Origin of the sequence: Parvibaculum sp. (genome assembly GCF_039680535.1) — a bacterium.
GTDB lineage: Bacteria > Pseudomonadota > Alphaproteobacteria > Parvibaculales > Parvibaculaceae > Parvibaculum.
In genome coordinates, this window is sequence record NZ_JBDKSS010000013.1 from 153898 (window position 1) to 180361 (window position 26464).

24 protein-coding genes are annotated in these 26464 nt (G+C 61.8%); 12 read left to right on the forward strand and 12 right to left on the reverse strand.

What is annotated here, in order from left to right; translation table 11 throughout:
- Positions 1 to 126: 126 nt before the first annotated feature.
- Together ABFC66_RS07775 and ABFC66_RS07780 are read left to right on the forward strand one after the other, a co-directional pair.
- A complete protein-coding gene (locus tag ABFC66_RS07775; protein ID WP_346740379.1) occupies positions 127 to 504 on the forward strand; it encodes a response regulator in 378 nt (125 codons plus the stop codon).
- Positions 505 to 515: 11 nt separating this feature from the next.
- Positions 516 to 3191 carry an ATP-binding protein gene (locus ABFC66_RS07780; RefSeq protein WP_346740380.1) on the forward strand — a complete coding sequence of 892 codons (2676 nt, stop codon included), beginning with the start codon at positions 516 to 518 and terminating at the stop codon, positions 3189 to 3191.
- Here ABFC66_RS07780 and ABFC66_RS07785 read toward each other — a convergent pair.
- From ABFC66_RS07785 to ABFC66_RS07795, 3 genes are all read right to left on the reverse strand, one after another.
- On the reverse strand, positions 3188 to 3571 hold the full coding sequence (locus tag ABFC66_RS07785) for a response regulator (protein ID WP_346740381.1): 384 nt from the start codon (positions 3569 to 3571) through the stop codon (positions 3188 to 3190). The genes ABFC66_RS07780 and ABFC66_RS07785 overlap by 4 nt on opposite strands.
- A gap of 5 nt (positions 3572 to 3576) precedes the next feature.
- Positions 3577 to 4473 (reverse strand): response regulator, encoded by an 897-nt coding sequence (locus ABFC66_RS07790; RefSeq protein ID WP_346740382.1) that lies wholly within the window; start codon positions 4471 to 4473, stop codon positions 3577 to 3579.
- Positions 4474 to 5321: 848 nt separating this feature from the next.
- Complete coding sequence (locus ABFC66_RS07795; RefSeq protein WP_346740383.1) at positions 5322 to 5654, reverse strand: helix-turn-helix domain-containing protein; 333 nt, start codon at positions 5652 to 5654, stop codon at positions 5322 to 5324.
- A 292-nt stretch (positions 5655 to 5946) separates the two neighbouring features.
- Here ABFC66_RS07795 and ABFC66_RS07800 point away from each other — a divergent pair, with 292 nt between their 5' ends.
- A complete protein-coding gene (locus tag ABFC66_RS07800; protein ID WP_346740384.1) occupies positions 5947 to 7473 on the forward strand; it encodes a malonyl-CoA synthase in 1527 nt (508 codons plus the stop codon).
- On the opposite strand, the gene ABFC66_RS07805 is transcribed toward ABFC66_RS07800, so the two are convergent.
- Positions 7470 to 8009: a response regulator gene (locus ABFC66_RS07805; protein WP_346740385.1), complete on the reverse strand. Its 540-nt coding sequence runs from the start codon at positions 8007 to 8009 to the stop codon at positions 7470 to 7472. The two genes, ABFC66_RS07800 and ABFC66_RS07805, sit on opposite strands and share 4 nt — an antisense overlap.
- 71 nt (positions 8010 to 8080) lie before the next feature.
- Positions 8081 to 10048, reverse strand: coding sequence for a glycosyltransferase family 2 protein (locus ABFC66_RS07810; protein WP_346740386.1), 1968 nt, complete (start codon positions 10046 to 10048; stop codon positions 8081 to 8083).
- Between the two features lie 123 nt (positions 10049 to 10171).
- On the opposite strand from ABFC66_RS07810, the gene ABFC66_RS07815 reads away from it, so the two are divergent.
- Positions 10172 to 11185 (forward strand): transporter substrate-binding domain-containing protein, encoded by a 1014-nt coding sequence (locus tag ABFC66_RS07815; RefSeq protein ID WP_346740387.1) that lies wholly within the window; start codon positions 10172 to 10174, stop codon positions 11183 to 11185.
- Between the two features lie 2 nt (positions 11186 to 11187).
- Here ABFC66_RS07815 and ABFC66_RS07820 read toward each other — a convergent pair whose 3' ends face one another.
- Positions 11188 to 11721 (reverse strand): histidine phosphatase family protein, encoded by a 534-nt coding sequence (locus tag ABFC66_RS07820; protein WP_346740388.1) that lies wholly within the window; start codon positions 11719 to 11721, stop codon positions 11188 to 11190.
- Positions 11721 to 12569 carry a sterol desaturase family protein gene (locus ABFC66_RS07825; RefSeq protein WP_346740389.1) on the reverse strand — a complete coding sequence of 283 codons (849 nt, stop codon included), beginning with the start codon at positions 12567 to 12569 and terminating at the stop codon, positions 11721 to 11723. The genes ABFC66_RS07820 and ABFC66_RS07825 overlap by 1 nt, the downstream gene beginning before the upstream one ends.
- 176 nt (positions 12570 to 12745) lie before the next feature.
- On the opposite strand from ABFC66_RS07825, the gene ABFC66_RS07830 reads away from it, so the two are divergent.
- The gene (locus ABFC66_RS07830) at positions 12746 to 13450 is read left to right on the forward strand and encodes a hypothetical protein (RefSeq protein ID WP_346740390.1); all 705 of its coding nucleotides are present in this window, start codon (positions 12746 to 12748) and stop codon (positions 13448 to 13450) included.
- 149 nt (positions 13451 to 13599) lie between these two features.
- Entirely contained in the window at positions 13600 to 13872 is a 273-nt protein-coding gene (locus ABFC66_RS07835; protein WP_346740391.1) for a hypothetical protein, read from the forward strand.
- A 46-nt stretch (positions 13873 to 13918) separates the two neighbouring features.
- Here ABFC66_RS07835 and ABFC66_RS07840 read toward each other — a convergent pair whose 3' ends face one another.
- Positions 13919 to 14329, reverse strand: a complete 411-nt coding sequence (locus tag ABFC66_RS07840) for a tellurite resistance TerB family protein (RefSeq protein WP_346740392.1) — start codon at positions 14327 to 14329, stop codon at positions 13919 to 13921.
- Between the two features lie 196 nt (positions 14330 to 14525).
- Between ABFC66_RS07840 and ABFC66_RS07845 the strand changes: the two genes are divergently transcribed.
- Positions 14526 to 15077: an AAA family ATPase gene (locus tag ABFC66_RS07845; protein ID WP_346740393.1), complete on the forward strand. Its 552-nt coding sequence runs from the start codon at positions 14526 to 14528 to the stop codon at positions 15075 to 15077.
- Here ABFC66_RS07845 and ABFC66_RS07850 read toward each other — a convergent pair.
- Both ABFC66_RS07850 and ABFC66_RS07855 read right to left on the reverse strand, forming a co-directional pair.
- Positions 15066 to 17981 carry an ATP-dependent DNA helicase gene (locus ABFC66_RS07850; protein ID WP_346740394.1) on the reverse strand — a complete coding sequence of 972 codons (2916 nt, stop codon included), beginning with the start codon at positions 17979 to 17981 and terminating at the stop codon, positions 15066 to 15068. The two genes, ABFC66_RS07845 and ABFC66_RS07850, sit on opposite strands and share 12 nt — an antisense overlap.
- Before the next feature lie 39 nt (positions 17982 to 18020).
- A complete protein-coding gene (locus ABFC66_RS07855) occupies positions 18021 to 19883 on the reverse strand; it encodes a HAMP domain-containing sensor histidine kinase (RefSeq protein ID WP_346740395.1) in 1863 nt (620 codons plus the stop codon).
- A 133-nt stretch (positions 19884 to 20016) separates the two neighbouring features.
- On the opposite strand from ABFC66_RS07855, the gene ABFC66_RS07860 reads away from it, so the two are divergent.
- Together ABFC66_RS07860 and ABFC66_RS07865 are read left to right on the forward strand one after the other, a co-directional pair.
- On the forward strand, positions 20017 to 21639 hold the full coding sequence (locus ABFC66_RS07860; protein WP_346740396.1) for a lysine--tRNA ligase: 1623 nt from the start codon (positions 20017 to 20019) through the stop codon (positions 21637 to 21639).
- A gap of 103 nt (positions 21640 to 21742) precedes the next feature.
- Positions 21743 to 22564, forward strand: coding sequence for a hypothetical protein (locus ABFC66_RS07865; RefSeq protein ID WP_346740397.1), 822 nt, complete (start codon positions 21743 to 21745; stop codon positions 22562 to 22564).
- A 6-nt stretch (positions 22565 to 22570) separates the two neighbouring features.
- On the opposite strand, the gene ABFC66_RS07870 is transcribed toward ABFC66_RS07865, so the two are convergent.
- Positions 22571 to 23212, reverse strand: a complete 642-nt coding sequence (locus ABFC66_RS07870) for a helix-turn-helix transcriptional regulator (protein WP_346740398.1) — start codon at positions 23210 to 23212, stop codon at positions 22571 to 22573.
- A 162-nt stretch (positions 23213 to 23374) separates the two neighbouring features.
- On the opposite strand from ABFC66_RS07870, the gene ABFC66_RS07875 reads away from it, so the two are divergent.
- From ABFC66_RS07875 to arsC, 3 genes are read left to right on the forward strand one after another with little or no spacing between them, the layout of a single operon-like run.
- A complete protein-coding gene (locus ABFC66_RS07875; protein ID WP_346740399.1) occupies positions 23375 to 23716 on the forward strand; it encodes a DUF952 domain-containing protein in 342 nt (113 codons plus the stop codon).
- Between the two features lie 5 nt (positions 23717 to 23721).
- Entirely contained in the window at positions 23722 to 24765 is a 1044-nt protein-coding gene (locus tag ABFC66_RS07880; RefSeq protein WP_346740400.1) for a quinone-dependent dihydroorotate dehydrogenase, read from the forward strand.
- A gap of 9 nt (positions 24766 to 24774) precedes the next feature.
- The gene (gene arsC / locus ABFC66_RS07885) at positions 24775 to 25134 is read left to right on the forward strand and encodes an arsenate reductase (glutaredoxin) (protein WP_346740401.1); all 360 of its coding nucleotides are present in this window, start codon (positions 24775 to 24777) and stop codon (positions 25132 to 25134) included.
- Here arsC and ABFC66_RS07890 read toward each other — a convergent pair.
- Positions 25121 to 26464 carry an MATE family efflux transporter gene (locus ABFC66_RS07890; RefSeq protein ID WP_346740402.1) on the reverse strand — a complete coding sequence of 448 codons (1344 nt, stop codon included), beginning with the start codon at positions 26462 to 26464 and terminating at the stop codon, positions 25121 to 25123. The two genes, arsC and ABFC66_RS07890, sit on opposite strands and share 14 nt — an antisense overlap.

Sequence of the window (26464 nt, forward strand, 5' to 3'; positions counted from 1 at the left end):
GCGGTGAGGCGGACTCTTGCGGAGCCAGTCGATTGTGAATTATTAAAATAGCTAGAGTTGTTTCTCGCGGGCGGGCGTAGGCGTCGTGATCCAGACGTCGATCTAAGGTGAAAGTATCGGGGTGTGATGGACGAAGTTGAGGTTTTGTTGCTTGATGATGAGATGGGAATTGCTGACGAAGTTGCGGATTATCTGTCTGCCCAGGGCGTGAAGGCGAAAGGACTCTCTTCGCCGGCGATGTTCGCAGAGGAGCTTGAACGGTTAAGAGGTATTCGGGTCGTTGTGACGGACCTGCGCATGCCGGGCCGATCGGGGTTCGATTTCATCAGCGAAATCAAGGAAAGGTTCCCGGATCGCAAGCTCAACTTCATTGTCATGTCGGGGTTTATTTCGACGGAAGACATTGATGTCGGGCGCAGGCTCGGTGTGGTTGATTTTTTGCACAAGCCCGTTGCGCCAAATCTTCTTTTGAAAGCCATCGTACCGCTCCTAAGCGGCGGATGATTGGAGAGCGAGTGGTAAGGAAGTCGACTCTTGTTCCGATTATGTGGGGCCTTGTTTGCGGCTGCCTCGGCTTTGCTTTGAATCTGGCAAGGATATCGCTCGGCACAGGTGTCGACCTTCTCATCGGCAACATATTCAGCTATCTCGCCTTCCGCGTACTCGGGCGCCGCAGCGGTCTCGTTGCCGTTGCGATTTCCTCACTCGCGACAATTGTCATATGGCACCATCCTTACGCCTATATTGTATGGATTGCGGAATACCTGTTCGTCACGCAGAGATCGAAGATCGCGACGCCGGCCCGGGACGTGATCTTCTGGTCGCTCATCGGGGCGCCGGCGCTTCTGCTTTTTTATGGCTTGATAATGGGCATGGACCTGCTGTCCATGCTGCTCCTGGTTTTGAAGCAGGGCGCAAACGGTGTAGGCAACGTCGTCATCGCCGAGCTGCTCTTTTTCGCGCTTTTCTCATGGCGCCTGATCCGCCGTAGCGACAACGGTCCATCTTCCATATCGCTACGCGAATCCGTCGTCGTACTTTTTTTCAGTCTCGTCCTGCTGCCGACGGTCGTTGCTCTTTGGACAACATCGCGCGGGGCCTACAATCGCGTGAGCGATGAGGCGCGACAAACCACCATCCGGGTTCTGAGAGAGGCGGAGACGAACTACAATGGCCTCGTCGAGCGCTACTTCCAGAATGTCCGCGCGCTTACGCAGGCCTATATTGATGGCGCCGATAGCCGGCAAATCAGTGCGATGGCGCATACGCTCAACATTGGGTTCACGCAGTTTTATGTTCAGCTGAAGCCGGGGCATATCGTTGACGTTACCGGCGCTGCGCGTATCGAGATTCAGGATGAAAGGATCGCGGATACCTTCCAGTACAAGACTCCCGTGATGCGTCCGCTGCCGTCCTCGTCGGAGGGGGTAAGGAGGTTTCAGTGGGTTGTTCCATTCGAAATCAATGGCCGGCATGGGGTAACGTTTACGACGGTGACCGCGGCTGATATTCAGCGATTTCTCGATGTAGCCGTCTTTGTGCAGCCGAATTCGGGCCTCATGGTCCTTGACGCGGACGGCAAGGTGTTCGCGTCCAGGCGCAACACGATCAAGGGACTCTGGGAAGAGAAGGTTGCAGCTCTTGCTTCGGCGAACGAATTGATTTCGCCGGTGCGGATCAGCACACCGGTGTTCGGTGTGCCGGTGATGGCGACCGAAGGCGAATCTGTCCTCGCTCTCGCATCAGCGCCGCTCAGGGAGACAAATTGGCGTCTGGTTAGCGTGGTTTCCCTCGAAAGCGGGGTAAGGGCGCTGCGGCGTCAGCAGGTGTTTCTTCTTTTTCAGGCCATCGCAATTCTCAATCTAGCCGCGCTTGTCGCGGTTTCGGTGTCGAGAACGGGACGGGCGATTTCGAGCGATCTCATCAATGCCATCGAGAAGAGCACGGAGAGCGGTGCCGTCATTTTTCCGAGGTCGATCACGCGATTTGGCGAGACGCGTGACATAGCGGCCCGCCTGCTTTCCCTTCATCGAAAATTTCTGCGCGAGAAGCGGGAGCTAAATCGACAGCGCTGGCGCATTGAGCAGATAGCAGCCGAACCGCCGCTGGTGATCTATGCGTATGAGGTCAACAAGGAGGCCGGTTATCGCGTGGCGAATTTTCAGGCGAGCCCGTCGAGAGAAAAGGTGTTCGGCTGGACACGGGATGATGTCCCAAATCTGGGTTCGTGGCTCGACAAGATTCATCCGGATGATCGTGAAGCCGCAATAGCAAAGCTCGTGCAGACTATTGAGCACGACGGCCGATCCATCAATGAATACCGGGTGCTGAAGAAGAACAAGGAATATGCATGGGTGGTCGATTGCGCCATCGTGAGCGAGACGGCCGAGAACGGCTTCAGGGATGTCATCGGCTTCTCGATGGACATAACCGAGCTCAAGGTCATGAGGGAGAAGCTGGTGCAGGCAGCCAAGCTTTCGACCCTTGGCGAAATGGCGGCGGGCCTCGCGCACGAGATTAATCAGCCCCTGCAGGCTATCACCTTTGCGGCCGCGAACCTGAAGAACGACATCAGGAAATTACCCGAGACGGAAACAGCACAAAAAATCGCACAACGTGTGGAGAGAATCGAGCATCAGATAGACCGCGCAAGTGAGATCATCTCACATGTCGGCCTCTTTGGTCGTGCGACCCCGATCGCGAGAGAACTCCTGTCCGTCGATGCCCTGCTCGATGCCGTCGCCGCGCTGGCGCGGCCGTTGTGCCTGGACGCGGCGATCTACTTCGAGGTGAAACGCCCCGATACGGATGTGTTCGTTTCCGCGCAGCAAGTCATGGTCGAGCAGATCATCATGAACCTCATTTCAAATGCGCGTGACGCTATCGCTGACCGGAAGAAGGCGGGAGACGACACGCCCGGACGAGTCGTTTTGCAGATGAGCGCGACCAGTTCCGAGGTTCTGCTTTCCGTTGAGGACAATGGTACCGGTATCTCCGCCGCCAATATGGGGCGCGTGTTCGAGCCCTTTTTTACAACCAAGGCGCCGGGATCGGGCACCGGTCTTGGCCTCTCCATCTCTTTCGGCATTGCGATGGAGCTTGGCGGTACGCTGAACGCGGTCAATATCTCAAACGGAGCACGCTTTACCCTTACGCTGCCACGCGTTCAGGCTCCGGCGGGCAAGGTCTAGACAGGGGCGGAGTCTCCCTGTGCCTCACCGAACAGGCTGACCAGATCTTCTGGCTTGAACGGCTTAACCAGCGCGGTCAAATGGACAGCATCTGCCCGCGCGCCTTCTTCCTCGATCGAGGTTCTGCTGCCGGAAATGAGGATGAAGGAAACCCGCCCGTTGGCCTTGGCGGCAAAGCGGGCAAAATCGCCGCCGCCGAGTCCGGGCAGGTTGATGTCGGTCACCACGAAATCGGGAGCCCAATCCAGGAATGAGCTGAGGGCACTCTCTGCGGAGGTGACGGCGAGCACTGTGTGGCCCGCGAATTCTATGGTGTCGCGCAGTTCCTCGAGGGCTGTCTGGTCATCCTCAACCACCATCACCTTCAATGCGGCCACCATAGCGCCTACGCGGTCTTCGAAAGACCCCGGATTCCGCCCTGATAAAGCTCCGGAAACTTGTTCAGGCAGCTCTTGTGCATTTCATCAACGATCTGTCGCCCCTTTTGGGTAAGGGTCAGATAGCTGAGCCGCTTGTCGTTTGCCTCCCCCAATCGCTCGATCAGGCCGAGCTTTTCTATAGCCTTCAGCCTGCGATAGCCGGTAGCGAGCGCAATGCCCAAGCCGGAGATGAGGCCGGTGACTGAGACCCGCTTGTTCCGCTCGTGACACCAGGCGAGATCTATAAGCATCTGCATCTGCAGGTCGTCGATGCTATAGGCCTGGGCGAGACGAGAGCGGATCACGTGGATGGCGACAAGAAACTGAACCGACTGACCAAAATTCTCGATCGATTCAGGTAGTACGACTTCATCGAGTAGCGCCGCCGCGGCCCGATGCTCCCCGGCTTCGCCGTCCACACTCTTCGCCGGCTGAGAGAGAAAAGCCTCAAAGGCGCGTTCCACCGAAGCAAAGAGCTCGCTCGGCTTGACCGGCTTGACGAGATAGTCCGTCACCGAAAGGCGCAATGCGGTGATGATCGTTTCCGGCCGAGACAATCCTGAAACCACGATTACTCGGGGCATTGGCTGTCGAGCGCTGCGGCGCATCTCCTGAATAAACATCATGCCGTTCGTGCCGGGCATGTTGATGTCAAGGAGCACAACGGCAACGGGCATGCCGCTTTCAATGTAATCCGCGGCAGCGCGTGCGCTCGTCATGTAGCGGACACGGAAGCCCTGCGACACCAGGGCATCCGCCATCTCTTTGGCAATGGCGTTGTCGTCGTCAACAATCAGGACAACGTGATGATCGGCATCATCCGCGATTGCGTCTTTCGTACCGCTGTGAAGTCCTAGTTCCATTGTGGACATCGCTCGCTTGTTTTCGAAATTACATGCATCGCTTGTCGACGCGCCGCTTGGCTTAAGGAGTTGCTTTCCCGGGCCTATTCATTTTGCGCAACACCAAGCGGCCCAAATCGGATTCAAGTGCAACACAATTCCCGCGGAATATGAAGCGCCTTTTTTGCAATTCGAAAGGATTTGATGGGCGGTTACCAGAATGTCAGTAAACTGAATAGTTCACTATATAAGTAATTGCGGAGTCTACTTTCGAGACGACCACCTTTGGGGTGGAGCCGAATGCATTCTGCGCTTCCGCCAGCACGTCGATCACCCCCCCCCTGAATAGGGGAGTGAACTTTTCAGTTTTCTGTGCGTGAGCCGGTGACATTCAGATCGGAAGATGTTGCGCGATCTTCGTTCAAAGGTGATGCATCGGTCGTTGGCCGCATGCATGTCCGCGCGTTAGCCTAACTTAACAAAATTGGACCGAAGTTTTTGGGACAAGTTGCAAGGAGGTCGCCGCATGCGGTGGTCCGCACTACGCAATTCTGTCGCGACTGCTGGCGGTTCAGCTTCTCCGCGTCTCTTGGGATTTTCGCGAGAGAAGTGTGCGAATGGCTTGGCGTATGGTTTGCCCAAACACGCGCCAGGTTGGACGTGGCAGCCGGCCATTCGGCCCCCGCCCTTGTCGGCTGCCACGTTCGTCATCCCAACATCAGCTTCCACCTCAGAGCATGCGATCTCTTGAGAGTCGCAAAAAGCAACAGAGGCACTGCCTGGAAAGCAATGCCTCTATCGTGTGTGCTCAGAATGCGGAATTCGCCGGATCAGCAGGACGGCGGGCGGACGAAGCGAAGCGCAACGCGCTAGCGTGCGCGACCGATCAGATGCTTGTAGCGCCGATAGAAGGTGGTGCGGCCGATGCCCATCATCCGCGCGGCGAGACTGACATTCTCGTTGCTTTGCTCAAGAGCGAGCGCCGCATACTCGGCGTCGATTTCGTCGAGCGTCCGCACAGGCAGCTTTGTGTCTATGGTCGGAGGCGGTGCGACGTCCGCAAAGCGGCGATAAAACGTCGATCTGCCGATGCCTAGCGCCTTGGCGGCCATGCTGACGTTGCCGCCATTTTTGGCCAGAGCGGACGCGACATATTCGGCTTTGATTTCGTCGAGCGGGCGGAGATGTCTTGCAGCGTTCATGGCAGTTTTTATGTCTTTGCGAGAGGTGCAAGTGATGCCAGGCGAGAGCCTTATGCTTAACGGTATGTTTGCAGGCAAAGACCGAAACAAAAATGGGGAGCTGTTCCATTCCGATTGAACGAGTTTTCACACTGCACATATCGGCGCGTCACTTCGCGACGGGATCCTGCGCATCCGGGAAAGCGGTCATTTCAGTGATGTAAGTAAAGTTGCCGTATCTTGGCCGATATGGGCTTGCACCGGCTTCGCTTCGATGCGCTATAAGGATGGTAGTGAATCCCGAGAAATGCGCATGTCCCAATCATTCTATGCCTTGATCGAAGAGTCCTTTCCCGCCGATCGCGATCGGCTTGCCATCGAAGTGGCGGACCGGGGCGCCGGGCGATCACAATGGACGTTTTCCGAGCTTTCCGCCGACGTGGCCCGAGCCGCGAGCCTCCTTGCCGATCTCGGTCTGGAGAAGGGCGATCGCGTCGCCCTGCAGGCGGAGAAGTCGCCCGAGGCATTGATTCTGTACCTCGCCTGCCTTCGCGGCGGCTATGTGTTCCTGCCCATGAACACGGCCTATCGAACCGATGAGGTCGACTATCTGGTTGGCAACGCGGAGCCGTCGCTCATTGTCTGTGACCCCGCCCGCGAAGGCGAGATGCGCGCGATCGCGGAGCGCCATGGGACGGCATTTGTGCTCACCCTGGATGCCCAGGGACAAGGCAGCTTTACCGAGGAGGCAGCGGCCGTTCGGCCTTCGAGGCCCGTTGCGCCATGTGCCTCGACAGATCTCGCCGCGATACTCTACACGTCGGGCACGACCGGAAAGCCGAAGGGCGCGATGCTGAGCCATGGCAATCTCGCGTCGAACGGCCTCGCGTTACGGGAAGCATGGAGCTTCAGTGCGGAAGACACGTTGCTCCACGCCTTGCCGATCTTCCACGCACATGGCCTCTTCGTTGCCTGTCATTGTGCCCTTCTGTCAGGCGCGCGCATGATCTGGCTCGGCAAGTTCGATCGCGCCGAGGTGATGCGGCAGTTGCCCCGCGCGACCGTCTTCATGGGTGTGCCCACTTTCTACGTGCGGCTGCTCGACGGGGAGGATTTCAACGCGCCGCTCGTCGCACATATGCGCCTGTTCACAAGCGGATCGGCTCCGCTGCTCACCGAAACATTCGACGAGTTCAGAGCGCGGACCGGCATGGCCATTCTGGAGCGCTACGGCATGACCGAGACGGGGATGAACACATCGAACCCGTATGATGGCGAGCGGCGTGCGGGCACGGTCGGCTTCCCGCTTCCCGGCGTCGAGGTGCGTGTCATGAGCGACGAGGGGCAGGAGCTTGCGCGGGACGAGGTTGGCGGGCTTCAGGTGCGCGGCCCGAATGTATTCGGCGGCTATTGGCGTATGCCTGAGAAAACCGCCGAGGAATTCGCCGACGGAGGCTGGTTCAAGACGGGCGACGTCGCGAAGATCGATGCCGATGGCTATGTGCATCTCGTCGGCCGCGCGAAGGATCTCATCATTTCAGGCGGCTACAACGTCTATCCGAAGGAAATCGAAACGCTGATCGATGAAATGCCGGAGGTCGACGAATCGGCCATCGTCGGCGTTGCGCATCGTGACTTCGGCGAGGCCGGCGTCGCGGTGGTGGTTCTGCGCAAAGGCAAGCTGCTGGACGAGCCAACGCTGATTGCCCGTCTCAAGGACAAGATCGCGAATTACAAGGTTCCGAAGCGCGCCTATTTTGTCGAGACGCTGCCGCGAAACACCATGGGCAAAGTGCAGAAGAATCTGCTGCGCGAGATCTATCGCGACGCCTGTCGCTAGGAGGCCGGGATCATATCGGCCTGGCGCTTCCTTTGCGTCGGCTCCTTTGTACGCCGGCGGCGATCGGGGCCGACGAATCTCTCGCTGCGAACCAGCGCTCTGGGATTCTTGACGGCCGAAGAGATGCGCGTCATCAGCTGCGATGCCGAGAACGGCTTCGAAAGCACCTCGGTGACGCCTGCATCCCGCGCTGCGATGATGACCCGCTGATGCGGCACTTCGGTCAGATAGATGATGGGCAGTTCGTTGGGCAGCTGGGCGGCGGCCGTGCGAATGGTGCGCACCAGAGAGAGTCCGTCATGCGGCGGCTTCAACTCGTCGATGACCGCAACGCTGATCTTCTGGTTCGCAAGGATGAAAAGGGCATCCGCCGCATCGCGCGCCGCGTGAATCTTGCCGACGCCGAATGACTTCAGGATGCCACAGACCACGCCGACCAGATGCGGCGTATCCTCGAGCACGAGCACGGAAAGGCCGGCATAGGTCGCCGGATCTGGCTTGCAGATGGGTTGGGCTGGAGCTTTGCGTGTGTGCATCTTGCGGGAACCGATCGTCGAATTCGCCCATCACAATGCCTTGAAAGCCTTAGCAATCGGTTAGTAAGAGGTCACGAGCTCGGCCCCTCGTCCGGCTTGTGCCGGGCTTTCATCAATTGCGCCTCGGTAAGGCGGCTCAATCCGTGATCGGTTTTTTCCCAGTGAAAAGGTCTGAGGACGAACTGGAGCAGCGCTTTGTAAGCTCCGGCGGAGATGAGCAGCCAGTAGGCGGGCATCATCAGCGTTTCGAGCACCAGCGGCTTCAATCCCCGCGTAGCCGTGGCCGCCATGCCCGCGAGCATCGTGGTCCCGAAGCCTGAGACGAGCACCGCCACGTTGAAGGCGGTGACAGGCATATTTTCCAGAAAGTCGTGGGGTTGGCGCCCCGATGCGATGGAATAGAAGGCGGCGAGGTAAAATAGCGGATGGACGAGGCTCGACAGTGAAAAGCCGCCGATGACGATCTGGAAGCCTATAAAGCCCCTGAGGCCCAGGGCGCGATAGAGGGTAAGGGGACGCCGCATCCGCACGAAATAGGTCTGCAGCCAGCCCTTGATCCAGCGCGACCGCTGCCGGAGCCAGTTGTTCAACTCGCAATTCGCCTCTTCCTGCGTCGTGGAGCGAATGATGCCGGTTCTGAGCCCGAGCAGCGCAAAGCGCATGCCGAGGTCGGCATCCTCGGTGACGTTGTAAGGATCCCATGCACCTGCCTCCTTCAACAGGCTCGTCCTGAAATGCGTGGACGTGCCGCCCAGCGGAACCGGCATGCCCAGCTTGGCGAGCGTCGGCAGCAGCAGATCGAAGAAGGAGGAATATTCGATGGCGAACTGGCGGGTCAGCCAGTTTTCCGACCAGTTGTAATAGTTGAGCTGCGCTTGCACGCAGGCGAGTTTCGGATCGCCGAGTCTGAATGCGGCGACCGCTCGCTTGAGCTGGTCGGGCGCGGGGATATCCTCGGCGTCATAGACGACGACGAACTCTCCCCGCGCGAAGGGAAGCACATAATTGCAGGCCTTTGGCTTGGTGAGCGGCAGACTGTAGGGTACACGGATGAGATCGAAATTTCCGGGAAGCTGCAGCCGCACCGCTGCGTCATAGGTTGCCGCGTCGCTTTCTTCAAAGACCAGTTTGATGTCCAGACGCGAGGAGGGGTAATCCAGTTTCCGCAGAGCATCGACGAGGATCGGAAGCACCGCCGCTTCCCGAAAGAGCGGCACGATGACGGTGTAGTCGGGCAAGTCGGCTTCCGTCATCTCGCCTGCGCGTTCGAAGGCGAGTTCCTCCGGAGTGGGGCCCGCGACGATGCCGACGAAGATTGACAGAAAGCGTAGGCCCGCCACCGCAAGGAAGCAGAAGCCAAGAACCATGTTGAGCAGCAGCAGAGTGGCGGTTGGCGCCACCGCGACGGCGAGCACAAGGAAGAAGACGCCGGCGCACATGAGCCTCAGCTGTCCGATGCTCATGCGCTGGCTTGCGGAGCTTTCAGGCGTATTGCTCGCGAGCTCGAGCCGGGCCTTGTCATCCAGTTCCTTGCGGAAGCGCTCTCGCAGCGCATGGTCGATGTCGAGACCCGTGGCGATATGAATGGGGCAGGGCTTGCCCTCAAGCGCTTCGACGATCGGCCGCGCCCGGTCGGGGTCTGCGGCGACATAGACGGGCTCGCGGCGAACCCATCGCCAGGGCATGCAGCGACCAACGATATAGGACTCGAGCAGGGTCGCGTTGGCGAGTGTCGGATCGGCGGGCTCCGATCCGAGATCGACGAAGCGCAGGCCTCTCTGTGCGGCAACGAGCTTCGCAAGATCGGCCCCCTTTGCCTTGCCGAGACTGACCATGATCTCGCCAAGCCGGGAGCCCCATCGCTTCTGCAGGGTAAGCAGGCGCTGGACGCCTTCACGTCCGATCAGCCCGGCCTCGACCGCCAGTTCGCCGATAAGGGGCCGGCGTCCCATTTGGGGCGGGTTCGTCTCTTCGGCGCCGTGCAGAAAGCGTGCGGCTCCCTCGGCCAGCCCCGGGCCGTAATCGTCGCGGTTGTCCATTGGGCCCCCACCCCGTCGAAACCTCGCCCGTGGGGGAAGCTCGAGACAAATTGAACCGGAAGCCTCATGATAAAGTCATAATTTCACCATAGAAATAGATAGAAGCGTCTAGTCGATCCGGGCATGGGCCTTGCTGTCATTCTGGCGGGCGCGCTGGAGCGTCCCCGATTGGCACCGCGCGCCGCGATGTCCGTCCCGCTCCAGCACGCGTTCTTGCGTTGGCGGGGTTTCATGCGGGCCGTGCTCGTCTTCAATCTGGTAGCGATCGTCATTCTGGCCGGGGCACTCGGGCGGATGTATGAGGGTGCGCCGCTGCCTTGGGCCGTCTCCAAAGCTGCCGCGGTGTCCGCCGTTCAGCCCGCTCCGCCGGTGGCTCGCGAGGTTCCGCAGCCGGGTACTGCATTAGCGCCGGCCGAGCAGCCGCCCCTCCGCATCCTGACGGAAGGCGATTACCCCCCTTTCAACTATCGTGGTCCCGACGGCCGCCTGACCGGCTTTGACATCGATCTGGCCCGCGCCCTCTGCGAGCGGATGAAGCGGGCCTGCCGTTTCGAGACCCATGGCTGGCCGAGCCTCATTCCGCTGCTTCAGCGAGGCGAGGGCGATGCGGTGATGGCGTCGATGCTGATCCCGTCGCCGGGCCGGGCCTCAGTAGCCGAAGACGCGGCGGTTATCTTCACCCGGCGCTATTACTCGACGCCTGGACACTTCATGGCGCGGAAGAGTGGCGCGGCGATGTCGGCAAGTGCTGCGAGCCTTGCAGGCAAGCGCATCGCCGTACAGTCGGGATCGATCCACGAGGCATTTCTCAAACAGCGATTTCCGGGCGTCGTCATCCTTGGCGCTGCGTCGATGGAAGATGCGGAGAAGATGCTGGTGGAGGCGCGTGCTGACATGCTCTTCGCCGACCGCAACGCATTGCTTCGATGGTTGAAGGTCGATCGCGAAGGGGCCTGTTGCCAGATGATAGGGGCCGACTATTCGGACCCGGAATTCTTTGGGGCCGGCGCCGGCATTGCCTTGCGCGCGTCGGAGAAGGATTTGCGGGACGCGTTCGAAGTTGCGTTACAAGCTGCATTCGATGATGGCTCGTATGCCGCAATCAGCCGCCGGTATTTTGACCAGAATATCCGATAGGATCAGGGCTTCTCGGAAGACGCCATGAGGTCGCGCGGCCTGCCGAAAAAGACGGTGCGGCCCTTGCCTTCCTTCACGCCCTTCCAGTCGTCGATGTCGAATTCAAAGACAATGAAGCCGCCAGTCGGAACGCCATTCGCCACCCGGAGGGCGACTTCCTCATCGGGATCTTCTGCCAGTCCCATGGCAAGAAGGACAAGTCCCGGATTATGCGCCACGACGAGCAGGGTCTTGGCGTCGGCAGGCGCCTGATGAATTTCATCGAGCATGACATCGGGCATCGCGTGGTAGAGCTCGTCGCGAAAGACGACCGGTACGTCGGCCGGGAGCAGCGCATGCAGCGGCTCGAAGGTCTCTCTTGCGCGCCTCGCGGTCGAGCAGAGCACCGCATCGGGCTTGTATTCGGATGAGGAAATATACTTCGCCATGAACCTTGCGGCCTTGATGCCGCGCGGGTTCAATGCGCGCTCGAAGTCGTCCTTCGCAGGATCGCTCCAGTCCGATTTCGCATGGCGCATCAGGCAAAGACGTTTCATCAAGCATTCTCCCGGCGTTGTTCGCCTGACGCCTCGTTCGGGCGGGCGCCGCCGAGGAAAGGTAGGGCGAGACTCCAGAAAAGTCTCGTCGGTTCCGTGCCTTTATAGGCATCGAGCCCGATCCGCAAATTTTCCGCACCGCCGCACGGCGCGTCGCAATAGGTACGGAAGAGGCGGTCCCAAACCGACAGGTTGAAGCCGAAATTCATGTTGTGCTCGTCCCCGCGCACCGAATGGTGGATGCGATGCATGTCGGGCGTCACGATGACGCGACGTAACATCCGCTCGATCCGGGGTGGCAGCGCGACGTTCGAGTGATTGAACATCGCCATGGCGTTGAGCGTCACTTCGAAGACAAGCACGGCGACGGGGGGAGCGCCGAGGGCAGCGACGGCTGCCATCTTGATTCCCATACTCACGAGAATCTCGATCGGATGAAAGCGCACCGCCGTCGTGACGTCGATTTCGGGATCCGCATGATGGACCCGGTGCATGCGCCAGAAGAGCGGGACATGGTGGAAAATCGCATGTTGGGCATAGATCAGCAGATCGAGCGCCAGCAGCGAGAGCGGCAGGGAAAGGAAGAGCGGCACCGCGAACTGATTGAACAATCCGACCTCCCGAGCCTCGCACCATATGGCGACGCCCATGGCGGCGGCAGGGGCGACAATCCGGACAGCAAGTGTGCCTGCAAGGCTGAGCCCGAGATTGGTTCGCCACCGGATGAGGCGGGGCAGCGCGGATATGCGCCAGGGCGACGCGACTTCCCACGCCGCGAGGAGCGCCAGCAATCCGCCGAAAAAGGCGAACCTGATCGTCATCTCTTGGGAGAGGAGAAAGCTTTGCATCCTGGCCTCGGTGCCTCGCGCGCGGCTGGTAGGCGGCGACTATAGATCGGCCCGTCGATTAGCGAAAATCCCTCCCGTGGACGCCAGACGAGGCTGGAGGGTCTACGCCGGGCGCCCCGCCTCGGATACAATCCACGGAAAAAGGCATGCGCATTGTAAGGCGGGTGGCGGGGATCATGTCGATAGCGAAGTATTTTCTGGGCAGTCTCCTGGCGCTGCCCATGTTCGGGCTTGTGTCCGTGCAGGCGGAGCCGGTGGGCGATGAAACCTTTGAGGGCTCTCTGACCTGCTCCGCGCCGGCCGGGGCCGCAGAGGACGGCCGATTGTCCTGCAAGGCCTTCATCAATCCGGGATTGCCCGAAATCGATCTTGCGCTCGTCTTGCAGGACAAAGACGCGAGCGGCGCGCGCGTGCTCGATCGGATTGAGCTTCGACGTGGCGGCAATGCAGCGCCCTTTCAGGTACTCAAGGGAATTGCACTACACGTTCCCGCCGGCGTGGAGAAAGGCGGCGTCGAAATGGTCGACGTCAATTTCGACGGCTATTTCGATCTGCGTATGCGCCGCGCCAATGCCGATGGCGGGGCCCTATACCAGAACTGGGTCTGGTCGAAGGAACAAGGCGCCTTCATCGATATCCCCGAGCTCGACGCGATCGTCTCGCCGGAATTCTATGCTGAAGATCAGGAGATTGCGAGCCGCTGGAAGCGCGGCGCGAGTGAGCGGGGTTCGGACACTTATTCCTATGACGGACAAATTCCGCTGCTTGTCCATCGCGAGATCGACCAGCTCTCCGCCGGTGGCGCATGCGGGCGCATCTTCTATGACCGCATCGACGATGAACTGAAGAAAACGGGCAGCGGTGCCTGCGATAATGAGTAAGCGTCACTGACCATTTGGCGCGCAGGCGTTAATCGCAATTAGGAAACAGATTGTTCTCGATCAAGGACTGGAACTATTGCCCTGCTGCATCGATATACCTCTGCACCGGAGACACAAGGAAGTGCCTCACGAACATAAGGAGGTTGGAAATGAACACTCGGGCAATTGCACTTATCGGTTCCCTGGCCCTTTCAGCGATTGGGGCATCGTCGGCTTTCGCCGCCGGCACCGTGGCTGCGAGTCCGTCCGTCGTCGCATCGTTTCAGGACAATGCGGAGCGGCAGTTCGGCACCTATCATGGCGGCAAGATTGCCGTGAGCTGGTTCCCCGCGGAGGAGCGTGGCCTCGCGGCGCAGCTCGATCAGAACCATGACGGCTATCTCGATCTGCACGAATATAAGGCAGGCAGGATTTCTGGCTGAAATTTGTGCGTTGTGAAATCTGAAGGCGCGCTCGGCGCCTTCGATTTCACAGGGTCGCGTAACGGGCGCGGGCGCCGCGCTCGATCGCGGCAGCAATCAGTTTTTCGACGCCGAGCGTATCGCGCAGAAGCTGGAGAAGGCGCAATTCCTCCTGGCCGACCGAGAGATCGGCCGACGCGATCTCGACGGCAAGGGCATAGGCCGTTTCACGCAGATGAGGCGGCAGCGCGTCCTTGACGAGACCGAACACGGCGTCGAGCCCGCCATCCTCCTGAAGGATCGAGGCGCATTCCCGCGCGATGGGAATGAGACGGTCGGTATCGAATTTCCGGAAGGCCGGAAGATGCTTCACGATGTCGCCAATCGTGCGCAACTCGTTGTCGCTCATGGCGCGGTCCACGGCGCTCATCGTGACCATGACGTAGATAAGGGCTGTTTCCGGGGCGATCGTCGACATTCATAAAGTCCTTGCTTGAAACGCGCGTGAGCTTAAGGATTGGTAGCGACGGCGGCAAGCGCACCTTTTCAGGTCGCCTCGGTATCGGCGGCTGCCCCGTCATATTCACACATTCCTTCCAAGCATCGGGACCTAAAGGCGCCGTCGTGAAATGACGACCGCGTACCCGACCTCTTGGACGAGGGGGGCAGCATCAATGCTTCATTTTGGCGAGTCGTTCATCGTCCTCACCGGCGGACCAGGTGCCGGAAAGACAACGCTTCTCGACGCACTGTCCCAAGCCGGGTTCGCGACTGCCGGAGAAGTCGGCAGGGCGGTCATCAAGGACCAGATGCGTGTCATGGGCCGGGCTCTGCCATGGATTGATCCGCCTCTCTACGCGGAAGTGATGATGTCGTGGGAAATGCGGTCTTATCGGCTTCACGCCGCGCAAGGCGGTCTCCGCTTCTTTGATCGCGGCATTCCGGACGTGATTGGCTATCTGCGTCTTTGTGGCCTGCCGGTGCCGGAACATATGCACCGCGCCGCGGAGGCATTTCGCTATGGCAACCGCGTCTTCCTCCTGCCGCCTTGGCCGGAAATCTTCAAGCGGGACCACGAACGCACGCAGACGATCGAGGAGGCGCGGCGAACGTATGAAGCAATGGCTGAAACCTACGCGGACCTCGGTTACGAGCTTGTCGAAGTGCCGCGATTGTCGGTCGGTGAGCGGATGGAGTTCGTCGTCGACGCCGCTTCAGGACGTTGATCTGAGAAACTCCCGCACCCCTGCGACCGCCTCGGCAAGACCGACGCGCTCGACCGTCACATCCGCCGGAAAGGCCGATGTCAGTCGCGTCGGCAGACGCGAATCCAGCATGACGAAGACGCCCCGATCCTTCGCGGAACGGATGAGGCGGCCGAATGCCTGTTTCAGCCGAAGCCGGGTCAGCATGTCGTCATAACGCGCCCCGCCGAACCGTTCGCGTCGCGCCTTGTGCAGGATGTCCGGGCGCGGCCATGGCGTGCGGTCGAAGACGATCATGCGCAGCGAATCTCCCGGAACGTCGACGCCGTCGCGCACCGCGTCCGTCCCGAGAAGGCAGGCGTTGCGCTCGGCGCGGAAGATGTCGACCAGTGTGCTGGTGTCGAGCGCGTCCACATGCTGCGAGTAGAGCGAGAGCCCAGCTTCTTCGAGGGGCGCCATGAGCCGTTCGTGCACGGCGCGAAGCCTGTGAATGGCGGTGAAGAGGCCGAGAGCGCCGCCGTTCGCCGCGAGGAAGAGCTCGCGATAGGCGGAGGCAATCTGGTTGAGATCGGTGCGGCTCACGTCCCGCACGACGAAGATGCGGGCTTGCGACGCATAGTCGAAGGGGGAGGCCATAAAGGCCCGCCGCGCAGGCACCGGCAGATGCGTGATGCCAGTGCGAACCTCCGCCGATGACCAGCCTTCGTCGGCATCCACGTCGTCAATCAGGCGGTCGCGCAGCGTTGCCGATGCGATCACGACGCCATGCGCCGGTTCAAGAACAGCCTCCGCAAACGGAATGGTCGGATCGCGCCAATGCCGATGCATGCCGACATCCGCCTCGCGCCCGCCAATGCGGTCGATGGAGAACCAGTCGACGAAATCCTCGGGCGTCGGCCGGCCGAGACTGCCGAGCATCGAACGCCAGGAGGGGATGAGAAGTTTTGCGCGCCGTTCGAGGCCGCGTGCGGCGGCGTCCAGGCGAATGCGCATCGACGTGTCGAGATCTTCCGCCTCCGCATCGAGACGCGCGCGCAGCCGCTCAGCCACGCGAAAGAGCGGCGTCGCGAGACGTTCAAGCGCCACGTCGAGCGCGCGCGCAGCCTCCTCAATGGCCTTTGGCAGCGGTTCGATGTCGGCATCCAGAGAGAAGGGGCCTTCATTGTCCTCTGCGCGTGCGTGAACATGGTTGCGGACAAGCGCGAGGAATTGTTCGGCGGCGCCGCGCGGCGTTCTGTCGTTGAGACGGGTGGTCCATCCCGGACCCGGCAAGGCGGACGCCGCATGGAGCGCCGCTGAAAGCGCTTCTCCAGCGACCTCGTCATCCGTTGTCAGGTCGCTGATGCGATCTTCAAGCCCGCGTCCGCGACGCCCGCGCTGGCCTTCCGCGCCACGAATCCAGCGCCGCAACTCGGCGGTTTCCGATGCGGAAAGGTGAGCCGAAAAGGCGCTGTCCGCGGCATCGAAAATGTGATGCCCCTCGTCGAAGACGAAGCGCGATCGCGCTTCGCGGCCCGTCGGTTCTTCATCTTCCGCGTTTCCGGCCGCTTCGACATTGGTAGAGACGTTGCGCTGCGCCTGCGGGACGAGCAAGGCTCCCGCCTGTTCGAGCGCTGCCTGCCGCATGACAAGGGCGTGGTTTGCGACCACGATGTCGGCGCGCCGCGCCTTGCGGATTGCCTTTTCGATGAAGCATTTCCTGAAGTGCGGACAGGCGGTGTAGACGCATTCGCCGCGCCGGTCGGTGAGCGTGGCGCGGCCGCCGCCAAGGCTTTGCGCGAGCCATGCCGGGAAGTCGCCACCCACCATGTCGCCGTCGCGGCTGGCCTTTGCCCATCTGGCAATGAGGCCGATGGCAACCGCATTGCCGGAAAGTGCCGCGCGATCGGCGATCTCGGCGAAGTTCAATAGACAGAGATAGTTTTCGCGGCCCTTGCGGATGACGGTCTTCTCGTTTTTCTCGGTGGGATCGGGATAGAGCCGCGACAGTTCCTGATCGAGCTGGCGTTGCAGATTCTTGGTATAGGTCGAAAGCCAGACGGTGCCCTTGTTGCGCTGTGCCCAGAGGCTGGCGGGCGCGATATAGCCGAGCGTCTTGCCGATGCCCGTGCCTGCTTCCGCGATGACGACATTGGGCATGCCCGCGGCTTCGCGCGGCCCGAAGGCGTGGGCGGCCGCCGCGGCGAAATCGGATTGGCCGGAGCGCTTTTCAGCATTGGCGCCGACGAGTTCTGCAAGGCGCGTCCGCGCTTCTTCCTCGCTTACCGGCATCTGGCCGGGAGCGCCGCGCGGGGCCCGGTCCTCCCATTCGGGCAGATCGTTCCAGACATCGAAGCCGCGGCCCGCGCGGGGCTTGCCCTCGCGCGCGACGACGTCGCCAAGCGCGGACATGACACCCGGCGCCCAGGCCCATCCGGCTTCGGCCATGCGCCACGCGACGCGGGCCGCGCCGGGGCGGTCGGGATAGTTGCGCGATTGAAGCGTTGCGAGGAGCCGGGCCGCCGCCTCGTGAAGCATCAGCGCCTGCGCCTCCGGGGTCTCGCCTGCGTCGAGGCCGAGCGCTATTGCAAGTCCAGCGGGCGTCGGCAGGCAGGGCGCTGCCGGATGAACGAAGGCGAAGAGTTCCAGCAGGTCGAGCGCTTTCGGCCCCGGTTCGCTGAAGTTCCGGCGGTTGTCGAGGCCGATAGCGATGCGCCGGGCCGTGAACCCCGGATGGACCACGAGCACGGTCTCCCTGGACAGGCGTTCCAGCGCCATTTCGGCGGAAAGCTCTTCAACCTCGCCATCCGCCGAGACGGCGATAGCCCCCCAGCGCGACAGGCCGCTTGCGCCGATCCGCGCCGGAACGAGCGCGGCGGCGTCAGGCAGGACGGGTGCCGCCTGTGGGCGGGAACCCGACGAATCGTCCGAAGGCTTAAGGGTCATGGCGGGGCAGTATAGCCAGCCCCGCGCAAAAGACAGGCCTCAGCTTCCCAGTCTGGGGAAGGCGAGCGCGAGCGCGTGTCTCGTCGCCGCGATCTTGTGCTGGAGGCGCTGGACGTCGGGCAGGCCGTTCTCGTGCAAGCCCCGGCCAATGGCCTGCGCCATTTCCTGCGCCAGGCCTGCGATGGCAGGCAAACCGCTTTCTCCCGCTTCCTTCTGGATAGCCGCAAAATGGGCGGCAAGGGCGTCGGCATTCCTGCAGGAGCGCGCCGCTTCCATTTCGCGTTGGAGGTCGAGGATTCGGTCGAGCGCGGCGACCATGCGATCGGTGATCTTTTCGTGCCCAAGCTCCCGCTCGAGTTCGTAAAGATAGTCGTGATCGATCAGCAGCTCGCGCGGATAGGCGGGAAGGGCGCCGTTCTCGGCGGCGTTCGTGGCCGGAAGGCTCATTCCCGGTCGAATGGGCAGGAGGAACCAGAAAGTGCTTCCCTGACCTGCCGCGCTGTCGACGCCGATCCTTCCGCCCATGAGCTTCACGAGGCGATCGGCGATGGCAAGGCCGAGACCCATGCCCATGGGCCGGTCCTGCCCGACGGACCCGCCCTGGGCAAAACTCTCGAAGAGACGCGCCTTGATTTCAGGTGTGAGGCCGGCGCCTGTGTCGAGTACCGAAAAACGCAGGCCGGCGACGCTGCCGCCATTGCTCACAGGCTGAAGCCTGAGGACCACACCGCCCGTTTCAGTGAACTTGATTGCGTTTGAAAGAAGATTGACGAGCACCTGCCGCAGCCGGTCGGGGTCGGTGGTCATGTAGGCGGGCGTTCCGGGCGTGAGGTCGAGTTCGAGAGAGAGTCCTCGTTCCTTCGCGTGGGGTCGCATCAGCCGCACGACGCTGCGCGCAAGCGTTGCCGGATCGAAGCTCAGAGGCTTCAGCTCCAGAGCGCGGGCCTCCATCTGGGAGAAGTCGATCATGTCGTCGAAGAGGCGGCTCAGCATCCGGCTCGATTCAGCCATGGCCTGCGCAAGATTGAGCTGCATCTCGCTCAAGGGCTCGTCGCGGAGCTGGCTCGCCATGCGCGAGATACTGTCGAGGGGGGTGCGCACTTCGTGGCCGAGAAGGGCAAGGAATTCGCTCTTGGCGCTGCTGGCGGCAATGGCGCGGCGTTCCGCTTCCTCCGCGTCGGCGCGCTTCTGCTCGGTCGCGGAATGGGCCCGGGCCATGCGTTCGACCAGATCCGCGTTTTCGAAGCGGAGCCGTATCGCTTCCGTGAAGGAGCGGTTGACCTGGCGCGTCCAGCCGACGAGCACCAGCAGGAATATGCAGGCGAGCGTCACGGTCGCGAGGCCCAGCGGGTCTCCCGACAGGAGAAGCAGGATAAGCGTCGGCGTAACCGTCGCGCCGACATAGGCCGCCACGGCCGGCGGATAGCTGGCGCGCGAGATCGCTGTCGCCATGCTGAGCAGCGCGACCAGCAGGGCATAGAAAATCTCGTATGCGAAGGATGAGCCCGGAAGCCAGAGCAGGCTGCCGATGCCCCATGTGGAGCCACTGATCAGGGTGATGAGCGCGTAGCGCCGCGCCCAGAGCCGGGCATTGAACGTCGCCTCGGGATCGGCGCGAAAGCCGGCGCGAACCCGGTCGAAGGAAAGCTGCGCAATGGCCTGAATGACCATGGGCACGGCAGTCGCCCAGATGGGCGCCGAGCGATAAAAGGCAAGACCGACGATGAGGATGGCGCCGAAAAGCGTGTAGCGGCTTGTTGCGCCCATGTCGAAGAGGAGGCGGACCTGCTCGGCAAAGATGCGCGTCGACAGGTCGGCCCGGCGCCGCGCGGGGCCCTTCGGCGTGAAGCTGGCCGTCTCGCCGCTCTTTGACTCGCCTTCGGCGGATTGAAACTCGGACATGACGCTGGCTTCGGTTACTCTGTCGACTACTCGCGGGGTGCCGCTCGATGCGCCGCGTTGACGGGCAGGGCCCCCAAAGCTTAGGGTCCCGGCGCTTTAAAATTCATTAAGCAGTCTCGTTTCAGGTCAGAAAATGCCGTCGAATACACCAGCCATTAACGATGCCGAACTCCTCGAAGCCGCCCGCGTCAGCAAGGCCTGGCCTTTCGAGGAAGCGCGAAAAATCGTGGAAAGGCTGGAAAAAGAGGGTGCGTCCGCCGATCGCGTGGTGCTCTTCGAGACTGGATACGGACCGAGCGGCCTGCCGCATATCGGCACTTTCGGCGAGGTCGCACGCACGACCATGGTGCGCCATGCCTTCGAAATCCTGGCGCCGGGTGTGAAGACGCGCCTCCTGTGCTTCTCGGACGACATGGATGGGATGCGCAAGATTCCGGACAATGTGCCGGACCGTGCCTTCCTCGAGCCTTATCTGCACATGCCGCTGACGCGGGTGCCCGACCCGTTCACGAACGAATATCCATCGTTCGGCGACCACAACAATGCGATGCTGCGGCGCTTCCTCGACACGTTCGGCTTCGATTACGAATTCGCGAGCGCGACCGAGTATTACAAGTCGGGCCGCTTCGACGCGATCCTCAGGCGCGTGGCCGAACGCTACGACGCCATCATGGACATCATGCTGCCGACGCTCGGCGAGGAACGGCGCGCGACCTATTCGCCCTTCCTGCCGATCTCGCCCAAGACCGGCCGCGTGCTCTACGTCCCGATAAAGAAGGTGAATGTCGCGGATGCGACCATCGTCTTCGACGACGAGGACGGCGAGGAGACGACGCTGCCCGTGACCGGGGGCCATGTGAAGCTGCAGTGGAAGCCGGATTTCGGCGCGCGCTGGGCCGCGCTCGGCGTCGACTTCGAGATGTTCGGCAAGGATCACGGCCCGAACATGGGAATTTACGATCGTATCTGCGAAGCGCTTGGCGGCCGCCCGCCGCAGCACTTCGTCTATGAGCTCTTCCTTGATGAAAAGGGTGAGAAGATCTCCAAGTCGAGGGGCAACGGCCTCACTATCGATGAGTGGCTGACCTACGCGCCGACCGAGAGTCTCGCGCTCTATATGTTCCAGCGGCCGCGTCAGGCCAAGAAGCTCTACTTCGACGTCATTCCGCGTGCTGTCGATGAATACTACCAGCATCTTGCCGCCTATCCGCGTCAGGACTGGAAGGAACGTCTGGGCAATCCGGTCTGGCACATCCATAGCGGCAATCCGCCTGCGATTGAGCTGCCGGTTTCCTTCGCGCTGCTGCTCAACCTCGTCAGTGCGTCCCACGCGCATGACAAGGGCGTCCTCTGGGGCTTCATCTCGCGTCACGTTTCCGGTGTGACGCCGGAGACGCACCCGGAACTCGACAGGCTGGCCGGCTACGCGATCAACTATTTCCACGCCTTCGTGAGGCCGTCGAAAACCTATCGTGCGCCGAGCGAGGTCGAGAGGATCGCATTTGCAGATCTCGTTGATGCGCTGGAGAAGGCCGACCCGCAAACCTCTGCCGAGGAATTGCAGAATATCGTCTATGCAGTGGGCAAGGCGCACGGCTTCGAAAATCTGCGCGACTGGTTCAAGGCGCTCTACGAAGTCCTGCTCGGCGAGGCGCAGGGGCCGCGATTCGGGTCGTTCATCGCGCTTTATGGCGTGAAGGAAACGGTGGGCCTCATCCGCCGCGCGCTCGCGGGCGAGGACCTGTCCAAAGGCTGAACCGGTCGCAGCCTCGCGGCGTGCACACGTAAATGCTGGCACGGCAGGCCGCCCAAAGGCGGCTTTCCTTGCCACGGCCTTCGTCTCGAAGGATCATGTGCGCATGTGTTTTTCGCGCGTCGGCCTCCCGCTGATGGTCATGCTGCTTGTGGCGTCGCCGGCTTTGGCCGCCGAGCCGCTCGATGCGGCGCGTCAGGCCTTTGCACAAGGCGATTTCCGGCGCGCGGCGACGCTTGCCCATGAGATGGGCGCGGCGGAGGGCGAGGCGCTTGCGGCGCGGGCGGAGCTTGCCGAAGGCGACTTTGTCGCACAGGGCGAGGCGAGCCATGAGGACTTTCGGCAGGCGGTGAAAAGCGCTCGCGCCGCCATTCTGCTCGATCCCCGCAATGTGGAAGGCCATCTCTATCTTGCGCTGGCGCTGGGTTTTCTCGGCCGCATCGAGGGAAGCGTTGCCGCCCATTTTTCGGGTTATGCGGAAGAGGCGCGCCAGCATATCGACAAGGCGCTGGAGCTCGCGCCGACAGATCCATGGGCTAACGCGCTGCTGGGCGGCTGGAACCTCGAAATCGTGAATGATGGCGGCGTGTTCGGGGAAGTGCTTTATGGGGCTTCCCGCGACAAGGGGATCGCCGCCTATAATTATGCGCTCGCGCTCGACCCCGGTAACGCCGCGATCGCCTATCAATATGCCTTGCAGCTTGTGGCGATGGGTGGCGCGTGGCCACGCGCCGAGGCCTACCAGGTCCTGAAGACCTCCATCCGGACGGACCCCATGGACGCCTTCCAGCGGCTGGCCTGGCGCAGGGCCGAGCGGATGATGCTTGCGTTGGAGTCGCATGACGACCGCGCGCTACAGGCCATCATGAAGGACCAGATGTCGCCTCTGGCAGCGCCGGCAGCCACCACCGGAAAGTCGTCGCGCTAGGTGGTCTTACTGGCTCGCCCAGATGATTCGGGCGAGCCAGACGATCTCTTCTGCGGCGAACAGGTGAGGCTCATGCGTCGGGACCAGCGACTGCAACTCGACGGTCTTTGCGGTGCGCCGCGCCAGCACTTTTGCCATGACCTCGCCCGAGGCGGTCTTCACGATCACGCGGTCCCCGCGACGGATGGAGGCGCCGGGTGAGGCGACGATGATGTCTCCGTCCCGGTAAACCGGAGCCATGCTGTCGCCCGTGATTTCCAGCGCATAGGCGTGTTCGTCGTCCAGCTCGGGAAAGGTCATTTCATCCCATGCGGCTCGGGTGGGAAGACCCATATCGTCGAAATGGCCATGTGTTCTGGCCGCCGCGAAGCCGATAAGCGGTATCGGGCGCGCGCGCCGATTCTTCTCGTTGCCTTCGATCAGGGAGGTTATCTCTCCGAGGCTGACGCCGGTGGCTTGCATGACGCGCCATACGCTTTCAGTGCTCGGCCAGCGCGGTCTGCCTTGAGGCGTTACGCGCTTCGACTTGTTGAATGCGGTTGCGTCGAGGCCTGCGGCCTTTGCGAGGCCCGAGGCCGAAAGGCCTTTGCGACGAGCCAGTTCATCAATTCCAGCCCAAAGCCGGTTGTGCGAGAGGGCGGCGGGCATATGGGTACTAAGTCCTGAGCAAGCGATACTAACTGTAAGTTACCCAAATTATGACACGTAAATCCGGTCTGTCCATATATACTAAAATGTCGCGTTTTCTTGTTACGCGAGGTACCTCTGGGTACATTGCGCGCGCGAAACACCGAGGCTGATGGGCGGAATATGGGCGCGCGCACCGTTTACAAGATCGTGCATGAGGCAGAGTGGCGCGCCGCCGAGGCGTCGGGCCGATTCGAAGGCTCTCCGGTCGATCTAAGGGACGGTTTCATCCATTTTTCGACAGCGGCGCAGGCTCCCGAGACGGCGGCAAAGCACTTCGCGGGCGCCAGCGATCTGCTGCTGGTCGCCGTCGACACCACCGCTCTCGACCTTAAATGGGAGGTGTCGCGTGGCGGGGCCCTCTTCCCCCATCTTTATGACAACCTCCCGCTGAGCGCCGTGCGCAGCGTCGAGCCGCTGCCGCTTTGCGCGAGCGGCGAACATCGCTTCCCGCCGATGGAATAGATTTCATGGACCTTTATCCCCTCGTCCGGCCGGTGCTTCGCTTCATCGAGCCGGAGCGCGCCCACCGGCTGACCATCCTCGGGTTGAAGCTCGGGCTCGCGCCGCGCGACGTGGCGCCCAATCCGTCCTCGCTCGACATCGATCTCTGGGGCCTTCACTTTCCCAATCCGCTCGGCATCGCCGCGGGCTTCGACAAGAACGGCGAAGTGCCGGACGCCATGCTGAAGCTCGGCTTCGGCTTTGCGGAAGTGGGGACGGTGACGCCGCGCGCCCAGCCCGGCAATCCGCGTCCGCGCATCTTCCGGCTGGCAGAAGAACGCGCCGTCATCAATCGTCTCGGCTTCAACAATGAGGGCCATGCAGCGCTGAAGCGACGCCTCCTCGCGCGTCGCGCGCGTCCCGGCGTCGTCGGCGTCAATATCGGCGCCAACAAGGATGCAGCGGACCGCGTCGCCGATTACGAGACAGGCATCGCGGCCTTCGAAGGGCTGGCGAGCTATTTCACCGTCAACATCTCCTCGCCCAACACGCCAGGCCTGCGCGCGCTGCAGAACAAGGCTGAACTCGAAACCCTTGTCGCGCGCGTGATGAAGGCAAGGAAGGGGCGCACGCCCATCCTGCTCAAAATAGCGCCGGATCTCACGGAGGAGGAACTCGCCGACATCGCGGAGGTCGCGCGGGAGCAGGGGCTCGACGGCCTCATCGTCTCCAATACGACGATCCGGCGCGAAGGGCTCGTCTCCGGTGCCAACGCGAAGGAGACAGGCGGTCTTTCGGGCCAGCCTCTATTCGCGCTATCGACGGAAGTCTTGCGCACCATGTACCGTCTTACGGACGGCAAGATTCCAATCGTCGGCGTCGGCGGTGTATCGAGCGGCGCCGATGCCTATGCGAAGATCCGCGCGGGCGCCTCTCTCGTCCAGCTTTACACCGCACTGACCTATGATGGTCCCGCGCTCGTCAGCCGCATCAAGCGCGAGCTTGCGCTGTTGCTCGCGGCGGATGGGATCGAGCATTTGCGCGATGCCGTCGGCCTCGACGCTAGATAGGAAACGTCCATGTCAAAAGTTGTCATCTGGCACAATCCGCGCTGCAGCAAGTCGCGTGCGACCCTCTCGCTGATCGAGCAGCACGGGCTCGATCCCGAGATCGTCGAATATCTGAATACGCCGCCGAGCGCTGAGGAGATCAGATCGGTGCTGCAGAAACTGCGGATGAAGCCGCGCGACCTGATGCGCAAGGGCGAACAGGTCTACAAGGATCTCGGTCTCGAGAATGAGAACCTGTCGGACGATCAACTCGTGGCGGCGATGGCCGAAAATCCGATCCTGATCGAACGGCCCGTGGTCATCTTCGGGGCGCGCGCGAAGCTCGGCCGTCCGCCGGAAGATGTGCTCGATCTCTTCAGTGGCCTTTGAGGCTGATCGAGCGGGCGACCGAGGGGTAAAGGCGTAGCAGCGTTATCCCGCGTGCGAGATAGAAGATGATGAGCGCCGCCCAGAGCCCGTGGTTGCCGTAAGGAGTTGCGAGCAGCCACCAGGCGGCGAGGAAGACGCCGAGCGAAAGCGCCATGGCATTGCGCATTTCGACCGATCGCGTCGCCCCGATGAAAATGCCGTCGAGCAGGAAGCACCAGACCGCGGCGAAGGGTGCCGCGGCCGCCCATGGCAGGTAGGTTCTCGCTGCTTCGCGCACCGGCGCCGACGTCGTCAGCATGTCGATGAGAAACGGCCCGGCCGCGAGCAGTCCGAGCGTGAGTGCCAAGGCCGCGCCGCCTGCCCAGAGCGAGGTGAGTTTCACCGCCCGGTCGAGCGTCGCGCGGTCACGCGCGCCGACCGATTGGCCGACCAGAGCTTCCGCGGCAAAGCCGAATGCGTCGAGCAGAAAGGCCGACACGGCGATGAACTGGCCAAGCACGGCATTGGCGGCGAGCAGCACGTCGCCGGAGCGCGCGCCTTGCGATGTGAAAAAGGCGAAGGCGAAGATCAGGCAGAAGGTGCGGATCATGATGTCGCGGTTGACGGCAATCATGCGCCCGAGCTTGTCGGGGTCGAGGAGGCGCGGCCATTCCCAATACCATCCGACGGTCTTGAGATCGCGGGCCGCAAGCGCCACGCCGAGCAGGGCGGCCGCGATTTCGGCGATGACGGTGCCTGTTGCGACGCCCTTCACGGCCCAGCCGAACACGGCGACGAAGGTGACGTTAAGCGCAATATTGACGCCGTTCATGAAGACCTGCAGCAGCAGCGCGGTATTCGCCTTCTGCCGGCCGATGAACCATCCAAGGATTGCGAAATTGGCAAGCGTGAACGGCGCGCTCCAGATGCGGATGGCGAAGAAATCATGCGCTTGCGCCTGCACCTCAGCGCTACCCTTCAGCAGCGCGAAGGCGGCAAGACCAATCGGCCCTTGCAGCAGGATGAGCGATAGTCCGATTGCGACGGCGACCAGAAGAGCGCGACCGAGATTGGCGCTGACTTCATGCGCATTCTTCGCGCCGAGCGCCTGGGCGGTGAGGCCCGTCGTTCCCATGCGCAGAAAGCCGAAGCCCCAATAGACGAAATTGAAGATCGTGCCGCCGAGCGCGATGGCGCCGAGCGCCGACGGGTTCGGAATGCGGCCGATGACCGCCATGTCGGCAATGCCGAGAAGCGGCGTCGAGATGTTGGAAAGAACGATCGGCCCCGCCAGCCGCAGGACGCGCCCATGGGTTACGCGCTGCGACGGCGGGTTTTCGTCCGTCGTCAT